Below are 19,193 nucleotides of genomic sequence, written 5' to 3'. Positions count from 1 at the left end.
ACCAATTACGAATCAATCAATGAATAATTTTAAACAGCACCGGGATTTTTTAAAAGACACCCTCAGAAAAACAGTTGACTTCCGGACAAGTGAACAGTCCCGCGGCGTACAGGCTCCCCCCCTGCAGGAACCGGTTGATGAAGACCTTCCCCGTATCAGGTTACCCGACAGATCTTCCTGGGAACCTGCCATACCAGCCGTGAACCTGGTGCAGATCATTGGTCAACGTCGGAGCAGAAGAAGATTCAACCAGGACTTTCTTAACGTGGAAGAGCTCGCCTTTCTCCTCTGGGCAACCCAGGGCCTGAGGAACCAGGATGGCCGGACACCTCATTTTCGAACAGTTCCTTCTGCAGGAGCCAGACACAGCTTTGAGACCTACCTGTTTATTCACAGGGTGGAAAAAGTTCCTCCCGGTCTGTATCGCTTTCTTCCCCTGTCCAATGAACTCGTCATGCTCTACCCCACAGACGAGCATCACAGCGCACGGCTTTCATGGGCGGTACTGGGTCAGCAGTTTGTCGCCCGCAGTGCGGTGACCTTTGTCTGGACTGCTGTTCCAAACCGCATGGAATGGCGCTACCTTGAGGCGGCCCACCGGGTTATTCTGCTGGACGCCGGACATGTCTGCCAGAACCTGTATCTGGCCTGTGAAACTATTCGAGCAGGAACCTGTGCCATAGCGGCTTATGATCAGGAGGCCATGGACGAACTCCTCCAGGTAGACGGGGAAGACCAGTTTACCATCTACCTGGCCCCGGTCGGCAGATATTGAGGCAGAAGGCCGTAATTCGCTACCCCTGTAAGCAGTTACAGACAGCAAGACGACAAACTACGATTGCAGGAGGATAATACGAAGATCCATCACATTGGTATTGGTAGGCCCCGTCTTGAACAGGTTTTCAAGATTATCAAAGAAATGATATGAATCATTATTTTCAAGAAACTTTCGAGGGTCCATGCCAAGGGATCCAGCCCTGGCAATGGTAGTTTCATCCGCCACGGCGCCGGCCGCATCGGTGGGCCCATCGGTTCCGTCAGTACCGCCACTCAAAACCACGATTTTTTCCAATCCTTCCATATGCAGTGCCGCAGCCAGAACAAACTCCTGATTGCGACCACCTTTTCCAGACCCCCGTATCGTTACCGTAGTCTCTCCACCGGAAAGCAGGCATGCGGGTTTTCGGACGGGATTGCCACTGAGCCCAATCTCCCTGGCTACAGCCATATGACAGGCAGCCACCTCACGGGTTTCCCCTTCCATTACAGAGGAGAGCAGCAATGTTTCATATCCCAGTTCTTCGGCCTTTTCTTTTGCCCTGGTAAGGGCGTCAAAATTACGACCGATTATGATATTGCGGTTCTCCGCAAAAAACTCCTGCTCAGCCTTGGGAGTTTCGGAGACTTTGCCGACCATTCCGGCCCGAATATGGTCATAAACCGAAACAGGAATCTTCTTTTCAATAGCGTATCTGGTAAATATTGCCATGCAGTCGGCAAAAGTGGTGGAGTCCGGAACACAGGGCCCCGAAGCAATGGCATCCAGATCATCTCCCACCACGTCGGAAAGAATCAGCGTGATAAGCGTTGCCGGGTAAACAGCCCTGGCAAGTCCTCCTCCCTTGATTACTGAAAGATGTTTTCGCACACTGTTTATTTCGTGAATCGTGGCACCACAGGAAAGCAGAACCCGTGTAGTCTGCTGTTTATCTTCCAGACTGACACCGTTTACCGGAAGAGGCATAAGGGCTGAGCCGCCTCCGGAAAGAAGGCAGATAACCAGTGTTTCCCGCCCGGCCCGCATGGCCAGCCGGTAAATATCCCTGGCCCCGGCAAGTCCCCTGGAATCGGGGACGGGATGGCTGGCCTCCTGAATCCTTATCCGTTCAAGTTCCTCAAGATGACCATCCTTCACTGTTATTACCCCTTCAACAGGATAATCTTCCAGCATCGACTCTAAAGGTTTTGCCATGGCGGCACCCGCTTTTCCAGCACCAAGGACAACAATGTTCTTATACTGACGGAGATCATACGCCACCCCGTCAACAAAAAGAACATCTCCATCAAGCCGACAGAACCTGCTGATCGCCGCCCCCGGCTCCACAGCGGCAAGGCCGGCCTGAAAGATCGAAATTGCGTCCCGGTACTTCTCTGTCAGATGTCCGTCCATTATTTCATATCGCAAAAAGTATCACCAGAATCCTGCAATCGGCAGGTATATTGAAAATGCAGGGTTCAATGGGCCGGTCCCATTATTCTCTCCGGCAGCCATGTGATTATCCCCGGAAAAACCGTACAGAGAAACAGAACCACCATAATAATTAAAACAAAAGGAATCACCCCTTTAATGATATCCGACATGGATAATTCCAGGTCCGGAGGAGCTGTTCCTTTGAGAACAAAAATCGACATAGCCATGGGCGGTGTCTGAAAAGCCATCTGCAGATTGATGCAGATCATCATGCCGGCCCAGAGAGGATTAAAACCAAGGTGTGAAAGAATGGGCGAAAAGATCGGCACAATAATAAAAACAATACCGATCCATTCGATGAAGAGTCCCAGGAGAAAGACAATCAGCATAATCATGGCAAAAGACGCCCATTTCCCTCCGGGTACGGCAAGTATCAGACTGGACACAACATCGCCGGATCCCGCGCTCATAAAGACTCCGACAAAGGCGTAGCAGAGGGCGGCAATCATCACAACAAAGGCACTGACCCGTAATGTTTCCAGGGAAGCATGACTGAGAAGCTCAAAATTAAACTTTCCATAGGCAACAGCCAGAAGAATTGAAGCCAGGCAACCGACAGCCGCTGCTTCAGTTGGCGGTGCTATTCCGGAAAAAATCGTACCCAGCACAGCAAGAATAAGAAAAATCGGCGGTATGAGTGATTTAAGAAGACGCCAGAGCTTTTTCATGGAAAACGGAGTCATCTGGTCTTCAGGAATCGGGGGACCCAGCTCAGGATTGTAATGACAGCGAATAACAACATAGGCCACATAGGAAAAAGCCAGGATCAGGCCTGGAAAAACCGCTCCCATAAACATCTGCCCGATGGAGATGCCGGCCTGGGGTCCATAGACAACCAGCATGATACTGGGTGGAATCAGAATTCCCAGTGTTCCCGAAGCGACAATTGAACCGGCCGCCAGTGGTTTATCATAGCCACGGGTCAACATCGGCCTCAACGCTATCAGAGTAAGAATAGTCACCGAGGCGGCAATCACTCCAAGGCAGGTTGCAAGGATTGTCCCGAAAACAATAGTGACAATAGCCAGTCCTCCCTTCAATCTGCCGAGGACTTCATATAAACTGTCGTAGAGATCCTTAGTAATCCCGGAATGCTGAAGAATTACCCCCATAAATGTAAAAAGGGGCACGGCAAGATAGGGGTAGTTCAGGGAGAGGGCATAAAAGCGACTGTAAAGAATATGATACGTTGTTGTGGGGCCAAAAACAAGTATACCGACTATAAATGCCACACTGCCGATAACAAAGGCAATCGGGAATCCCGTCAGGACCAGCGTAAAAACGCCCCCGAGCATGAGAAAGGCAACAAGTTCTGCACTTAGATCAAGCAATTTCTTCACCTCTTATGACAAAATAGAGATCCCTGATAAACCTGGCCGTTCCCTGGAGAATCAGGAGGAACAGACCAATGGCGAAAACAGTTCGATAGGGAGCGGCCGGTGGATACCAGAAACTGGTGAACATCACCTCATGAATTCTCCAGGCCTTTGCAGCCCAGGTCACCGCGAGTTTGAACATAATGATCATCAGGGGGAAAAACAGCACCAGAGAACAGATCACATCTATCAAAGCCTGTTTGCGGCGTGAAGCCCGCATATAGAGGAGATCAACCCTGGTATGGGCATTATGAAGATAGTTATAGGATGCCCCGAGCATATAGATCACGCCGCCCGCCATACACATGGTATCATACGACCAGATAGTCGGAGCATCAAAGAAATGCCTGGCAATGGCTTCATAGGATCCGGCAAAAACCAGAAGTATGGCAAACCACTTTCCTATCTGACCCGATTTTTCACTCAACCAATCAACAACCGCCAGGAATTTTACCAGACCGGCCATATCGTTCTCCTTGTTTTTCACCTGAGATAACATAACTGCTATCCGGGCGGAAGAAGCTTCTCCGACTTTCGCGGGAAAAGCTTCTTCATCAGGTATTACACCGAAACCACACACTATTTTATAGCGTTATAAGCCATCCCGAATTCTTTCATGGAATTATATATTTCTGCAAAAATAGGCTTTTCGCTTTTAGACTTTTCCGCATAAAACTTGTCAGCCTCGGCAGACAATGCTTCTTCTATATCTTTCGGCACCTTATATACTTCATTACCCGCAGCTCTGAATTTATCAACAGCCTTGACTGACTCAAAAACCAGATATTCATGCTGCTTCTGCGTATACTCCGCAACCACAGACTGAACAATTGTTTTCAGATCATCCGGAAGTTCCGCCCAGGCTTTCTTGTTGACAAAAATAACCTGAGGATCACTTGGTGCCCTGGTGGGTGACAGGTAGACATATTTTGCCACCTCGTTAAAATGCATGTTCCAGTTTGATGCCAGGGTGGAATATTCAAACGCATCAATCGTGCCTCTCTGCATCGCTTCATAGAGCTGACCACCAGGAATAATTACGGTCGCGGCACCCATTCTTTTCAGGATCTCACCACCATCCCCCATGCAACGTGCCTTCAGGCCTTTCAGATCTGCCAGGGATTCAAGTTTGACCTTTGAATGAAAAAACACCTCTTCCGGCAGAGGAGCAAGAGCTCCCGGAAAGGTCATAACATTGTATCCTTCCATCATTTTATTGAGCAGATCCGCACCTCCACCATAGTCGAACCAGGTTCGCAGCGCTTCGCCGGGTAAGCCACCTGGTCTTGAACTGATCAATCCTGCAGCGGGCCATTTATCCAGATTATACATGGGACAGGAATAGGCCATCTGCAACACCCCCTGATCAATGGCATCGACTTCCTTATAGGCGGGAACAATTGATCCCCCGACAAAGGGTTTTACGGTTAATCTCCCTCCCGTGGCCCTGGTAATAGCTTTGCAGAGCTTATCATGAAAAATCTGGGAAGGATCCGAAGCGGGACCGTGCCCGGATGATTTCCAGATTATCTTGCCACCTTTACCGGCAAAACTGCCTGTACCCGAAACAAAGATCAGGGCAAGAGCTGCCAGTCCAACCAAAAAAACACTCCGTTTTTTCCAGAAGATACTCATGATACAACCTCCTCTTTTAATATATGATGCTGATTTTCCAGACAGGGTAATCCCTCCCCCGCATAAACCGGCATGGCCGGATTCAATGGCCGAGCTACAAACAGGGTATAAAATCACATCTTTGATCCTGTGAGTAGTTACACAAACAGCGTACTTCCCGTATGGTTCTGAAAATATCTTTTTTCACCCTCAGAAAGGCTTTGAATCGCATTTTCACCGGTGCAGTGTGAAACACCGATAACCTGAAGTTCCGTGTTTCTCAGGTAATCAAGAGAAAGCTTAAGGCTGCGATCATCCGCTTCAACAAGATGAGTCCCTCCCAGAACTCCGTAAAGCGGCCGCCCGAGCTGCTTAACCGCACAGTCCAGCATGTTTTTCATCCCCGGATGGGAACAGCCGAGAAGGACAATCAGCCCGGAATCGGTGTCAATGGCCAGCAATACCTCATCATCAAACGGGTCAGGTAAGAGTTCTCCCCTTTTTCTCACTTTGAAGCGCGGATTGACCACCTCATCTTCATAGATCCGGGGAAAGGAGGTAATAACGTGGACACCGGGTATAATCTCAGTACACTGCTGCCTTGCATACTGAAAATTTATCCCTTTTTCTCTCAGGAACTCTTCATTAAAATTATTACCGAGGTATTCACAGGAATTATTTTCACAGCCATATTTTTCCTCAAAAAAACCAAGTCCAGTTGTCAAGGTGAAAGAATCAGTCAATTCCACCAGCGACCTGAAACCGCCGGAATGATCATAGTGCCCATGGCTCAGAACAACATGATCCAGCGAATACAGATCCACCTGCAACTGTTCCGCATTCTTTATGAACTTCTCCGACTGACCGGTATCAAACAGTATGGTTGAGCCATCCTTTTCAATAAAAAAAGAAAGTCCATGCTCATGCTGCAATCCATGATGCTCTCCCGCCCGATTTTCAATCAATGTTGTAATCTGTACAGTCATTTTTCCTCCGGACAATCCTTTTTCCGATAAACCGGCATGGCCGGACTCTATGGCTCAGCCACAAAAAGCCAATGAAAATCCCGACTGCGGCGATACAACCCTCAGCCGAGGATTTTCAGATAAATGGACTACCTGAATTTCACGAGAAATCCGTATTACTTCGACTGGTTCCTGATTTCAGTATTAATATCGTGCAGGGCATTCACCAGGTGACGGGTCATCGCATTTTCCGCTCCGGTCTTATCTCCCTTTTTAATCGCCTCCAGGATGTCACCGTGTTCATTCACCGTTTTTTCAATTCTCCCCGGTGTGTACAGACTCGATATCCATCCGTTTGGCAGGGTTGTCGTCATGGATTTCATCAGAACATGCAGGGTCACATTCTTTGTTGCACCAGCCAGAACACGATGAAAACGCCTGTCACACTGGATAACCTCTTCGGTGTTTTTTTCCGCCGCAAAACGGGCAAACTGGGCGCAGATTTCCTCCATTTCGAGAATATCCTTTTCTTCCGCATTTTCAGCTGCACGGCTGGCAGCCTTTGGTTCAATAATCAGGCGAACTTCAAAATTATCCTTGATTGACTGCTCATTGTTTTTCAACCAGGTTGCGAATGTCTTGAACTGCTCTCCGCTGGCGTCAAGGATAAAAACCCCCTTCCCCTGTTTAACACTCACCTGACCTGTCACCTCCAGCATCCTCATCGCCTCACGAATTGATGATCTGGAGACCTGAAGTTTCCCTGTCAATTCATTTTCGGAATAAAATTTATCCCCCGGCTTGAAATTTTCTTCAGCGATCATCTGCTTGATTGCCGTGATAACACTTTCAGACAGTCTGACTTTCCTGATCGGATCCATAAAATGTTCCTGTTTTTTTCTTATCAAAGCGCAACACATCTGCTCATCAGATATCTACTTATCAGATATCTACTCATCAGACAAGTTAAAACGACAAAACCAGTGTTTAAAAATTCGACGACATTCGAAATTTTGTCAACACCTGTGACATCCCGGGGATGTGTCTGCCTTACCCACACTGCAAAAATCGTGTTGTACCGATTCAAAACAACTCGGGTTACCTGTTGGTCATTTCGAATGAATCTTCGGCAAAATAGCATTCCTGCCATAACTGGTTATTGTATAAATAAACAGACATTTTCAGTAACACACCCATAAAGGAGGTATAATAATGGCCAACAACACCGATTATATTTCTCCGGAATCCTCCCTTTCACTCCCTGATCTGTTTCTGGAAAGGGTTTCCAGGAGCCCGGATAGTGTTGCATACCGCTATTTCAACTCCACCCGAAAAGACTGGCTGGATATCACCTGGCAGGAGATGCCCTCCCTGACAGAGCAATGGCGTAACGGCCTGATAAACGAAAATCTCTCAACTGGTGACAGGGTGGCCATCATGCTGCCGAACTGTCCGGAATGGATACTCTTTGAACAGGCCGCCCTCTCGCTGGGATTGATTGTCGTCCCCCTGTATGCCAATGACAGACCGGAATCCATCGCCTACATTCTGAAGGACACTGAAAGCAAAATAGTGATTCTTCCTGGGAATGCATACTGGGGACGCCTGGCTCCGGCTCTCACCGGAATTACAGGTCTGCAGCGAATCATTACCATCGATCTCTGCTGGACTGATGGAGAGAGCAACTCCCTGGCCTGCCTGAACGACTGGCTGCCTCCGGCCGACAACTCCCAGGGCGGATATACTCCCATAACCCATGAAACAGCCACCATTGTCTATACATCAGGGACGACCGGCCCTCCCAAGGGGGTCATGCTCAGTCATATGAACATTCTCGATAACTGTTATTTCGGCCTGCAGCGTATGGCAGTGTACCCCGAGGACAGGTTTTTATCCTTCCTCCCCCTCTCTCACATGCTTGAGAGAACAGCAGGATATTACCTGCCAATGATGGCGGGGGCGACAGTTGCCTTTGCCAGATCAATCCCCGATCTTGGTGAAGACCTGCTTACGGAACAACCAACTGTCCTTGTCGCCGTTCCCCGGATATTTGAACGTATCCATAGCGCAATCATGCGAAAACTTACCGCGAAACCGGCTATCGCAGTCGCTCTTTTTGAGAAAGCGGTTTCAGTAGGGTGGAATCAATTTGAATACACACAAGGCCGTGCCCCCTGGTCTGTATCATTTTTGATTCTGCCCTTTCTTGACAGGTTTGTAGCGGCCGGAGTGAGAGAAAAATTCGGTGGACATCTCCGCATTATCATTACCGGAGGTGCCCCGCTGTCAGCGGAAATATCCAGGCTGTTCCTGGGGCTTGGCCTGCCTCTCTACCAGGGCTATGGACTGACGGAAACAAGCCCGGTGATCAGCGTCAACACCAGGGAAGATAATGATCCGAACGGTGTAGGCACACCTTTGCAGGGCATCGAAGTGCGTTCAGGAACGGGGGATGAACTTCTGGTCAGGGGACACTGCGTTATGCAGGGATACTGGAAAAATCAACAGGCAACTGAAGACACAATTGATTCCGATGGCTGGCTGCATACAGGCGACAGAGCGATTATTGAAAAAAATGGCCATATACGCATAACCGGACGGCTCAAGGAAATCCTGGTCCTCAGCAATGGCGAAAAAGTAGCTCCCGCGGATATGGAAATGGCAATCGCCATGGATCCGCTGTTCGAACACGCTATGATAATAGGCGAGGGACGCCCTTTTCTTACTCTGATCTCGGTTTTGAATGAAAATCTCTGGAAACAACTGGCAGAAGACCTCACTGTTTCTTCCGACGAGTCCTCTCTTGTGCTCAGGGAAGTGGAAGAAGCCGTTTTAAAACGAGTTGAAAAGCAGCTCACCCATTTTCCGGGCTACGCCTTCGTCAAACATGCCATACTCAGTCTTTCCCCCTGGACAGTTGAAAACGGTCTACTCACACCAACCCTGAAACTGAAACGTCAATTCATTGAAAAAAGCCTGCAGGAGCAAATAGAAAAAATCTACAGGTGACTCCATTCAGGGTCAACAGCTCTGTGATTTTATTGCCCCAGAACCGTGGTTTAAAAACCAACCATTGCCGCTATGGACTCAACCATCGGCTCAAAAAGAGGGTTCTCCCCTTCTAAAATTTTGCCGCTGGCTCCACATATCGGTTTATTCAGAACCAGGGACGCGTGATCAACCTTTTCCGCCGCGGGAATGCGAAATTCCGTCAACTGTTCCCCGCCAACAACAGAAATAAGATTTTTCAGTGCCCTGAGAGAGACAACGTCGTCGAACTCACTGAACGCTGAGAAAACAGGCTTGGGAAATGATCCGCTCCTGGAAAAAAATTTATTCAGTTTTCGAATTTCGTCCATGAGTCTGGCCAGTTCCTTCACACTGTTGATGCTGACATATTCATAACGGTAGGGATTTTTCCCTGTCAGTTCTTTATTCTCCTTCCAAAGACGAGTCACGGGAGTACGGAGCAGCAATTCCTTCACCCTCCCCTCAATCCCTAAAAATCCATCCTTCAAACCAAAAGCGGCGGAAAAGAGAAACAGTTCCCCGTCAATGGCATCATTGGTGCAACCGAAATAATAGCTGAGGGCACCGCCCATGGACAACCCGCCCACGGAAAGCTGTCTGCCTTTATATTTACCAGAGACAGAGTTTATGGCAAATTCCACATTTTCCTTCCACTGCTCAAGACTCACACTATCCATACTCTTTTCCGGATCTTTCAGACCGTGTCCGGCAAGCAGGGGCAGATAAACATCATAACCGAGCCGGAAATGAAAAAAAGCGGCCAGGCCACGGAGAAACCAGGGTGAATCACTTAAGCCATGGATCAGTATGACCGCCCTTTCACTGCCTGTGGCATGCTCGAGCCTGACCGGACTGCAGCCTTCCCTGATTTCATCGAGTCTATGGGGATAAAAAACCGTGCAATATTCCTCCCACATCACAAACTCAATATCTTCCGTCCATATTTTCATATCATCTCAATAAAATCTGATATTCTTCGATGAACACGGCGGGAGTCTTCTCCCTCCACCAGCACATGACGGTTAAAGCTGAGCAGACAGTACTCTTTTTTCCTGCTGCCGAGTTTTTCATAGAGAGTTCTTGCTCCCGCCGGATCAACAACAGGATTTTCATCGGCCTGAATAATAAGTGCAGGCTGGGTAATGGTGTCATATTTTTTTTTCATGGAATCAAGAAACTCACCCACCTGGTTTACCCCGGCCACCGGGTTTTTCCCGTAATTGACATGACTGTTACCGTAAGTGAAATCAAGGAACTGCTGCTCACCCTCTCCCTTAAGCCTGCTCAGCATCCGATCCCACACATCAAGAGATGGCATGAATTTTGTGGAGTAATCTTTCAGGGTCCGGGGAGGACATACAGCAAAAACACCGGCCACCTCCTTTATTCCTGCAGCAAGACTCAAGGCAAGACTGCCGCCGACGGCAACTCCACCAACGATGACACGGTCGCAGATTCCGTCCATAATGGCATATCCGCGCTCCACAGTGTCAAGCCATTCCTGATATTTTCTGGCGGCCAGGTCCTCAGGAGAAGTGCCATGCCCCGGGAGCCGGGGGGCATACACCCAGTATCCTTTTCGTCTCAACCAGAGCGCAAGCATCTTCACCTCCTCCGGCACTGAGAGATAACTGTGGACAAGAACGATACCCTTTCGCCGGCGGAATGCGGGAAGAAGGAAGGGTTTTCCCAGACATCCGAATCGGCTGCCCTCTCCGGGAGTACGGCTTGAACAGGCCTTCCCGTATCGCCGACGCTCTTTTTCCAGCAGATAACGCACAAGCAGAATTTTCAGAAGGAAATCGGGTTGCCAGGCAAGAGAGCGGATCAGTTTCTGCAGACGACCCAGCGGCTCCACCTCATTGGCCATGATCTCGATCGGATTATCAATTCTCCCCTGGTGATAATTCAAAGGCCTGGAGAGTTTGGTGCCGTCCCGAAAAAGACAACCGTCTTTTCGCTGCACCACCCCCTTTTCCTCTGCCAGTCGAATAAAGTTCTCGTATTTGGAAAATCTGTCATCAGTGAGAAGATGAATCTGGCTGTCCTCCATGGATTTGTGCAGATAAAAATCATGGTTTTCAATTCCCCTGTCACGAATGAGTGAGGCGGCGAAAAAAACCCGTCGCCTGAAATCCATTTCTTTTATTCTCTCAAAGGGACATAACCGTAGAAAAGAAGCATAAAGATGTTCATGGTTGACAGTTGTCATGGCATAAATGTCATGCATGTATTGCTGCATGACATTGTATGCGGTTCTGCGCATCTTTTTTTTCATCTCTTCTGGAATGACATAACCATTCAATGGCTTTTCTTCTCTGGTTTTGCTCAACCATTCCGGATCCAGCAGCTCGTCAATTTTAATTGCAGGCCCAAAGCGCATATCAAGATCAACCCCTGAAAGCAGCATGGTTCCCTCGGTCATGATTTCCTCAACCATCCTCTCTGAAAGATCCCTGACCAGTTTTTCCGCCATGCTGGAGGCAATATTCTCCATGGCCCTTATGGGGTAATAGGTCAGGTTGACTGGTACGATTCTGGTTGCGCCAGCCGCAATATCCTCTGCTGAATCAAGATCCAGATGCTCCAGGATTGAAGGGAGTTCAGGAGAATTTTCCATAGCCAGAGAAAGAAGATGTTTCCGGAACAGCTCCGCCCTCAGGGCCAGCGCCGCAGCCCCGGTATGGGGTTCATGGACACCACCCGGGGCATCGATCATGAACTTCCCTTTACGGATAATTTTTTTTGTCTTGACCATCCGTCCTTCGGGAAATATTATCCAGTTCGCCTCTCCGGTCAGCAGGCTTTTTACAATCTGTTCATCCCTTTTGGGATCCGCCGTGGACACAACACCCACCAGGTCAAAGAATTTTTCCAGACCACCCTTGAAAAGTGAAGCATCGGCAAGGGAGCAGACCGGTACATCCGTCAGGTTATAAATGGACGCGGGAAGAAGAAGGGTTTCCAGACGGGTAAAATGATTGATGACGAATATAGTCGGGTGGGCAGGAATATTTTCTTCCCCGTGAATTACAATATTCGCCTTTGAAAGACGGGATAACGCCTTTATGGCAAAACCTGTGGTAAGATAGGCGGAACGGTTCATGGAATACCCCAGGTGAAAAATTCCCTGCAGCCCGAGTCCTGCAATCGCAACTGCTCACAGGATGTAATCGTCAATGACAGGATTCAAGGTAATTACTCACAGGTACCCCAGCTTTTCACGGTCTCTTTCGTCCGCATAGGTAGGCTATAGCGAACAAAAGAGCCTGCAATCTGCGGCACCTGTGAGCAATTACAGTTCAGAGGTAATAAAATCATATAATTGCTACCCCTGTGAGTAGTTACGATTCAAGTCAGATATAAACTCGATTTCTTCAGTATCTTATCAGATTCTTTACCATGGTCAAGTTTTTACAGGAGTTGCATTTTCAGCTGTTTCCTCATATACTCCATAAAATTGTATACAATAATTAAAACCAATCCCATGCGAGGTATATTATGAAACCGGATTTTACCTATATTCCACCTGATTTCACCGATACCACTCTTGCCGGCAGTCCCCCTGCAAAACTGGAAGCGGCACCCGCCGACGGTATTGCCCCGGATAACTACCACGCCACATCCAACCATCCGGAATACATTAAAATCGATTCCGGAGAATGGATTCTTGCCCCGGAAGGGAGGATGGATGCCGTGTTTGTGGTTGACGGCACGACTATTGAGGTGACTGAAGCCAGGCGCCTGAAAAAAGGTGATATGGTTGTTGTCGGCAGAACGGAAAACGGTGAAGAAGGAATCCTTGTCCACGAAAAAGGATTTGAGGAAGTTGCCGCCAATGAAGACAAGTTTGCCTTCAGATCCAGAGGCACAAGAGAAACCCCTTTTTCCTATTCCTATGACAATCTCTATGAAATTCTCAAACATGACCGGGATTACGGTCATATCGTCTGGGTCCTGGGCCCTGCCGTCGCCTTTGACAAAGATTCACGTTCCGCCATGCAGGGACTCATTGAAAACGGTTACTGTCACGCGCTGATGGCCGGCAACGCTCTTGCCACGCACGATATCGAAGCCGCTGTTTTTGACACGGGTCTCGGACAGAATATCTACAGCCAGGTTCTCCAGCCCATGGGCCATTACAATCATCTGGATATTCTCAACAAGGTGCGTCAGGCCGGTTCCATCAGCAAAGCGATTGAAACCATGGGGATAGACAACGGTATCATGTATGCCTGTGAAACCTGTAAAATCCCTTATATCCTTGCCGGCTCCATCAGAGATGACGGGCCATTGCCCGAAACCATCGGCAACGTCTATGAATCCCAGGATAAAATGCGTTACCACGCCCGCAGGGCCACCACGGTTATTACCATGGCAACCCAACTCCACTCCATCGCCTTCGGCAATATGACACCGGGTTACAAAATCCTCGAAGACGGGACAGTCCGCCCGGTCTGTTTCTACGTGGTGGATATGTCCGAGTTCAGCGCCGACAAACTGGCCAACCGGGGCTCTGCCCAGGCCCAGGCTATACTTACAAATGTCCAGGATTTTATAGTCAATCTCTGGAACCACCTGTCAAAAACCGGATGAAAAAGAAAACTATTCGTATAATTGGTGTACCGATGGATCTTGGCCAGAGCCACAGGGGTGTCGATATGGGCCCCAGCGCCATCCGTTACGCCGACCTGGCAGGCTCTTTGAATGCACTTGGCTATAAAACGGCCGACAGTGGTGATATCGCTATTCCCGGTCATTATGCCCTTGCCAATACCAGCCTTGAAGAACGCCTCCCCCTGATTGCTGACGGCTGCAGGACTGCATATAAACTCGGAAAAAAAGCGATCAGACGAGGAGAAATTCCCGTCTTTCTGGGAGGTGACCACTCTGCCTCCATCGGCACGGTAGGTGGAGTCACCCATGAAGAGGATGTGGGCCTGATCTGGATTGATGCCCACGGGGATTTCAACACACCCCGTACTTCAACAAGCCGGAACGTCCATGGCATGGCCCTGGCCGTATTGCTGGGGATGGGGCCGAAAGAGCTGGTCGATATCGGCAGAAAGGGCCCCAAGGTCAAGGCGGACAATGTTGCCCTGATCGGTCTGCGTGATCTGGACCATGAGGAAAAAAAGCTCATTCGCAGTTCCGGGTGCACTGTTTTCACCATGCGTGAGGTGGATGAAATCGGTATCCGTGCCGTACTCATGCGCACACTCAAAAAATTCAGAAAACTGGCCAAAATCCATATCAGCCTGGACCTGGATGTCATGGATCCTCTGGACGCTCCCGGCGTCGGTACCCCTTCACAGGGGGGGCTCACCTACCGGGAAGGTCAGCTGATCATGGAAATCCTTGCCGATACCGGAAAACTCCATTCCGTCGATATCATGGAAATAAATCCAATCCTCGATATTCAGAATAGAACAGCCCAGATGGCAGTCAATCTGGTTACCTCCCTTTTCGGCAAAAAAATAATTTAACAGCCGCTGCAGTTTTTTACAGGCTCTTCCTCGCAACAACCTGCCCATGTGGACAAAAGAGACCGTAAAAAGCTGAGCAGCTATGGGCCATTACGAGACTTTCACTCACCCTGTCCCATAAACAACTCCCGGTAACCAGGTAGCAAGGCTCGGCCAGAACCAGAGAATAATCAACATCAGAAGCTGGAGAAAAATAAACGGTACCACTCCCCTGTAGATATCCATGGTGGAAACGGAATCCGGAGCAACACCCCTCAGATAAAACAGGGCAAAACCGAATGGCGGAGTCAGAAAAGATGTCTGCAGATTTATGGCAATCATGACTCCGAGCCAGATCGGGTCAAGTCCCATCATAAGAAGAATAGGGCCGACAATGGGGACAACAACAAAGGTGATTTCAAAGAAATCAAGAAAAAATCCCATTATAAACATGATAAGCATAACCACCAGGAAGGCACTGGCAACTCCTCCCGGCAGGCTGGTGAGCATGTTATGGACGACAACATCACCCTCAAAACCACGGAAAACCAGGGAAAACATACTGGCTCCGAGCAGAATCACAAACACCATGCAGTTGACATGGGTGGTGGTTATCATGACTTCTCTCAAAATTTTCAGATTCAACTGTCCTTTAAATGCCGTCAGCACTATTCCTCCCACACATCCTACAGATGCTGCCTCCGTGGGCGTAGCCAGACCGGCAAGAATGGAACCCAGAACTCCCATGATAAGCAACAGTGGCGGGATCAGAACCTTGCCGACCTTTACCCAGAGTTTATACCCGGTACCACTTTTCAGTACTTCGTCCGGTAAAGCGGGGGCGGCATCGGGTTTAAGAAAGGCAATGAGCGCGATATAGCAAATATATAATCCCACAAGGACAAGACCGGGCAGCAGGGCCCCGACAAACAGGTCACCAACGGAGACAGATGTGGGTGAAAAATTTCCCATGGCCAGCTGGGCCTGCTGATGAGCCGAACTGATCACGTCCCCGAGTATTATCAGAATAATACTGGGCGGAATGATCTGTCCAAGGGTTCCGGAGGCCGTAACAATACCGGCTGCGAGAGAATTGGAGTAGTTAAACCGCAGCATGGAGGGCAGTGAGATCAGTCCCATGGTGACAACAGTAGCCCCGACAATGCCGGTGGAGGCTGCCAGCAGAGCCCCGACAATACAGACGGAAATACCAAGCCCGCCCCGGATTTTCCCAAAAAGCATACCCATGGTCTCAAGCAGTTCTTCCGATATTTTTGAACGCTCCAGCATTACCCCCATGAAAATAAAGAGAGGAATCGCAATAAGTGTCTGATTTCTCATGATCCCGAAGATACGCTCTGGATAGGCCCCGAAAAAAGAGAGATCAAACACATCCATCTGCACACCGAAAAGGGCGAACAGGATAGCAGTGCCGGACAGACTGAAAGCCACGGGATAGCCCATCAGAAGAATGAAAACAGCAACCCCGAACATCAATAATGGATATATTTCAAAAGGCATAAGTGTCTTCTTGTTTGAATTATCTATTGAACACTACCTGAGGCAGTAAGTGTGTTGAAGGCGCGAATAAGCTTCGCGATCCCCTGCAGGCCCACAAGAACTGGAAAAGCCAGTATTGATGTCTTCAGGATATACACACCGGGCAATCCTCCAGCCTCCATGGAACCTTCAAGAACACTCCACGAATCACTCACGTAAGAAAAACCATAGAAAAATATGATAAAACATGTGGGAAAAAGCAGGAAAAGAATGCCGATAATATTCACAATCGCCTGTTTTTTCACGCTCATGGGCCGGTAAAAAATATCTATCCGAACATGTTCTTCAGCAAGCAGGGTATAACCACCTGCCAGCATAAAAACAAAGCCATGCATAAATACCACCGATTCCTGCATCCATATCCAACCCATATTGAAAATATATCTCAAAATCACAGTAACAAACATCACCAGAGCCATAAAAAGTGTCAACCATGACACTCCTCTGCCGATGAGATTATTCACAGCGTCGATCCTGTCAGCTATCTTTGTAAACATATTGAATCCGGGTTGAGAACAGTTATTGTAATTGCTCACCGATACCCGGTTTTTCACGGTCTCTTTTGTCCGTACAGGTAAGCTATCGCGAACAAAAGAGCCTGAAAAAATCTGCGGCAGGTAAGCGAAGACTCCTAACTTGCCAATTGCAGGATTCAGGTACCAGTTATCATGTCAGACAAACAAGAAAAGGAAACCGACCCGGCAATCCGCATCAGTTTCCTTTTCATTTCCAACAGTTAACTATTCAATTAACTTTTAAAGGTCAAGGCGCGCGCCAGACTGTATCCAACTTCTCCTATATTGGCCCATTCAATGGACTGGGCCCTGTACTTATTGAAAGAGTCATACACTTTCCTGGACATCGGATCCTTATTGGCTACTTCCTCGACAACGGACTTACTCAATTCACCCATCTTCTTGAGTACCGCGTCCGGGAAACGCTTCAACACCACATTATGCTTTTTGACCAGCTCTACAAGAGAAGCATTGTTCTTGGTTGTAAATTCCGCCAGCATATCAGTATAGGCCTCTTTCATGGCAGCAGTTACAACAGCCTGCAGGTCTTTCGGCAGTCCGTAGAATGCATCTTTGTTCACGAAGCATTCCAGAACCGTTCCCGGCTCATGCCATCCCGGCCAATAGTAGTATTTCGCAATTTTATAAAAACCAAAAGCCAGGTCATTATATGGTCCTACCCATTCAGTGGCATCAATGGCACCCGACTGCAGGGACGGGAAAATTTCTCCACCGGGAAGAGAAACAGGTGTTGCTCCGGCTCTCTTGATCACTTCACCGCCGAGTCCGGGCATCCGCATCTTGAGCCCTTTGAAGTCATCAATACTCTTGATCTCCTTGTTGAACCATCCACCCATCTGCACTCCGGTATTTCCGGCGGCAAATGCCTTGAGATTAAAAGCGGAATAGACTTCATCCCATAATTCCTGACCTCCGCCCTTATAGATCCAGCCGGCCATTTCCTGGGCATTCAGGCCAAAAGGTACCGCTGCAAAAAACTGAGCCGCTTCAGATTTACCTTTCCAGTAGTAGGCTGCACCGTGTCCCATTTGAGCTGTTCCCCTGGAAACCGCATCAAATGATTCAAACGGCGGCACAAGTTCCCCTGCACCATATACCTTGACCTCCAGGCGGCCACCGGACATGTCCGTAATCAGTTTTGCCAGATGATTGGCCCCGGTGCCCAGGCCCGGAAAGTTTTTGGGCCATGTCGTTACCATTTTCCAGCGGATCTTTTTTGCAGCGTGAACCGACGGGGCGCCTGCTATCGCAGACCCCGCAACGACAGCTCCCGCACAAGCCGTTTTGAGAAAAGCTCTCCTATCCATGCATTCTCCTCCATTTGGATGATTGCTTACATGTCAACCCTCTGAACAGGCAGAGGATTCTACCATATAACGCCGAACAACAGGTGCATTTTGACCGGATTTACACTCCCAATGGCAATACAGTTGCCGGTTACAGGAGTTACGTAATATTAAAGTGGTATACCGTATATTCGCAATCGATTCAATATGAATAATATTTAACCACATACTTAAATCACTGCCGCCTATCGATTACGAAAATAATCCTGCACATAGCGGATATGTGTCCGCATTGCCCCAAAAGCCTTCTCGGGTTCTCTTTCCCGAATTGCCTGATAAACCGCTTTATGGTGTTCCAGCACATCCACCAGGGCATTCCTGTCGGTGAACATATGGGATAAATTCTTTTTTATACCCACAAAGAGAAAATCATAAAAATTTCTCATGAGGTAGATGAGAACAGGATTCTTGGTTGCAAAAGCCACAGCCATGTGAAAGGCGACATCCGGTTCGGTACCTATTCTGTCAGTAGTACTCAGATCTTCTTCCATTTCCTCCAGGCTTTTCAGCATGGCCAGAAGATCCTTGTCCGTCGCTCTCAGGGCTGCAAGCTGAGCTGCGTTACACTCCAGCCCCATCCTCACCTCCAGCAGATCATCAAGGGTTGCCTCATCGGTCCCCATGGCCGCCACCAGGGGATTTCCCTGCCGACTGTCCGGAGAGGAGACAAATGTTCCCTGGCCCTGTTTCTGGGTAAGCAGTCCCAGGGTAACCAGTTTGTTGATGGCATTTCTGACTGAAGTGCGACTGACCGCCATGGATACAGCCAGCTCCCGTTCCGGCGGGATCTGCTGGCCGGGTTTAAAATCCCCGCGATAAATCAGCTCCCGTATCTGCTCAAAGACCTGATCTGCAATACGTTTTGGTTTAATCGGTCTGATACTCATAATATCCTTAAAAGATGCCTTACGTTAAAAAACTCCTTCCTCGAAAGTAGGCAAAAAACCATGAAAAAGCAATTGAAATTCTAATTACATACGCGCATTGTAACTCCTCACAGGGCCAACAGGGACTTTCATTGACTTTTTATGGCCGAACCATAGGAACCGA

The 19,193-nt window shown here is 48.6% G+C and carries 16 protein-coding genes; 4 read left to right on the top strand and 12 right to left on the bottom strand.

The genetic code is table 11. From position 1 onward, the window contains the following. Nucleotides 1–19 precede the first annotated feature (19 nt). Complete coding sequence (locus ACXLDX_RS09190; RefSeq protein WP_457576879.1) at nt 20–775, top strand: SagB/ThcOx family dehydrogenase; 756 nt, start codon at nt 20–22, stop codon at nt 773–775. Between the two features lie 57 nt (nt 776–832). On the opposite strand, the gene ACXLDX_RS09185 is transcribed toward ACXLDX_RS09190, so the two are convergent. The 6 genes from ACXLDX_RS09185 to ACXLDX_RS09160 form a co-directional block, all read right to left on the bottom strand. Continuing rightward, the gene (locus tag ACXLDX_RS09185) at nt 833–2,185 is read right to left on the bottom strand and encodes a glycerate kinase type-2 family protein (protein WP_457576878.1); all 1,353 of its coding nucleotides are present in this window, start codon (nt 2,183–2,185) and stop codon (nt 833–835) included. 50 nt (nt 2,186–2,235) lie between these two features. Beyond that, the gene (locus ACXLDX_RS09180; protein ID WP_457576877.1) at nt 2,236–3,582 is read right to left on the bottom strand and encodes a TRAP transporter large permease; all 1,347 of its coding nucleotides are present in this window, start codon (nt 3,580–3,582) and stop codon (nt 2,236–2,238) included. Then, nucleotides 3,575–4,093, bottom strand: coding sequence for a TRAP transporter small permease subunit (locus tag ACXLDX_RS09175; protein ID WP_457576876.1), 519 nt, complete (start codon nt 4,091–4,093; stop codon nt 3,575–3,577). The genes ACXLDX_RS09180 and ACXLDX_RS09175 overlap by 8 nt, the downstream gene beginning before the upstream one ends. Before the next feature lie 113 nt (nt 4,094–4,206). Then, entirely contained in the window at nt 4,207–5,262 is a 1,056-nt protein-coding gene (locus tag ACXLDX_RS09170; RefSeq protein ID WP_457576875.1) for a TRAP transporter substrate-binding protein, read from the bottom strand. Between the two features lie 137 nt (nt 5,263–5,399). Continuing rightward, nucleotides 5,400–6,227 carry an MBL fold metallo-hydrolase gene (locus ACXLDX_RS09165; RefSeq protein ID WP_457576874.1) on the bottom strand — a complete coding sequence of 276 codons (828 nt, stop codon included), beginning with the start codon at nt 6,225–6,227 and terminating at the stop codon, nt 5,400–5,402. 155 nt (nt 6,228–6,382) lie between these two features. Beyond that, nucleotides 6,383–7,087, bottom strand: a complete 705-nt coding sequence (locus ACXLDX_RS09160; RefSeq protein ID WP_457576873.1) for a FadR/GntR family transcriptional regulator — start codon at nt 7,085–7,087, stop codon at nt 6,383–6,385. 331 nt (nt 7,088–7,418) lie between these two features. Between ACXLDX_RS09160 and ACXLDX_RS09155 the strand changes: the two genes are divergently transcribed. Further along, nucleotides 7,419–9,215 (top strand): AMP-dependent synthetase/ligase, encoded by a 1,797-nt coding sequence (locus ACXLDX_RS09155; RefSeq protein ID WP_457576872.1) that lies wholly within the window; start codon nt 7,419–7,421, stop codon nt 9,213–9,215. Nucleotides 9,216–9,265: 50 nt separating this feature from the next. On the opposite strand, the gene ACXLDX_RS09150 is transcribed toward ACXLDX_RS09155, so the two are convergent. Next, on the bottom strand, nt 9,266–10,186 hold the full coding sequence (locus tag ACXLDX_RS09150; RefSeq protein ID WP_457576871.1) for an alpha/beta hydrolase: 921 nt from the start codon (nt 10,184–10,186) through the stop codon (nt 9,266–9,268). Beyond that, complete coding sequence (locus tag ACXLDX_RS09145; protein WP_457576870.1) at nt 10,183–12,342, bottom strand: alpha/beta fold hydrolase; 2,160 nt, start codon at nt 12,340–12,342, stop codon at nt 10,183–10,185. The genes ACXLDX_RS09150 and ACXLDX_RS09145 overlap by 4 nt, the downstream gene beginning before the upstream one ends. A gap of 395 nt (nt 12,343–12,737) precedes the next feature. Between ACXLDX_RS09145 and ACXLDX_RS09140 the strand changes: the two genes are divergently transcribed. After that, a complete protein-coding gene (locus ACXLDX_RS09140) occupies nt 12,738–13,832 on the top strand; it encodes a putative NPN-dependent ornithine cyclodeaminase (protein ID WP_457576869.1) in 1,095 nt (364 codons plus the stop codon). Further along, a complete protein-coding gene (gene rocF, locus ACXLDX_RS09135; protein ID WP_457576868.1) occupies nt 13,829–14,722 on the top strand; it encodes an arginase in 894 nt (297 codons plus the stop codon). The genes ACXLDX_RS09140 and rocF overlap by 4 nt, the downstream gene beginning before the upstream one ends. Nucleotides 14,723–14,827: 105 nt before the next feature. On the opposite strand, the gene ACXLDX_RS09130 is transcribed toward rocF, so the two are convergent. From ACXLDX_RS09130 to ACXLDX_RS09115, 4 genes are all read right to left on the bottom strand, one after another. Continuing rightward, complete coding sequence (locus ACXLDX_RS09130; RefSeq protein ID WP_457576867.1) at nt 14,828–16,222, bottom strand: TRAP transporter large permease; 1,395 nt, start codon at nt 16,220–16,222, stop codon at nt 14,828–14,830. Nucleotides 16,223–16,245: 23 nt separating this feature from the next. Continuing rightward, nucleotides 16,246–16,758: a TRAP transporter small permease subunit gene (locus tag ACXLDX_RS09125; protein ID WP_457576866.1), complete on the bottom strand. Its 513-nt coding sequence runs from the start codon at nt 16,756–16,758 to the stop codon at nt 16,246–16,248. A gap of 251 nt (nt 16,759–17,009) precedes the next feature. Continuing rightward, complete coding sequence (locus tag ACXLDX_RS09120) at nt 17,010–18,104, bottom strand: TRAP transporter substrate-binding protein (protein WP_457576865.1); 1,095 nt, start codon at nt 18,102–18,104, stop codon at nt 17,010–17,012. Nucleotides 18,105–18,328: 224 nt separating this feature from the next. After that, a complete protein-coding gene (locus ACXLDX_RS09115; protein ID WP_457576864.1) occupies nt 18,329–19,030 on the bottom strand; it encodes a FadR/GntR family transcriptional regulator in 702 nt (233 codons plus the stop codon). Nucleotides 19,031–19,193 lie beyond the last annotated feature (163 nt).

The organism is Desulfomarina sp., from assembly GCF_054039375.1.
This window is presented reverse-complemented; position numbering and strand designations above follow the sequence as displayed.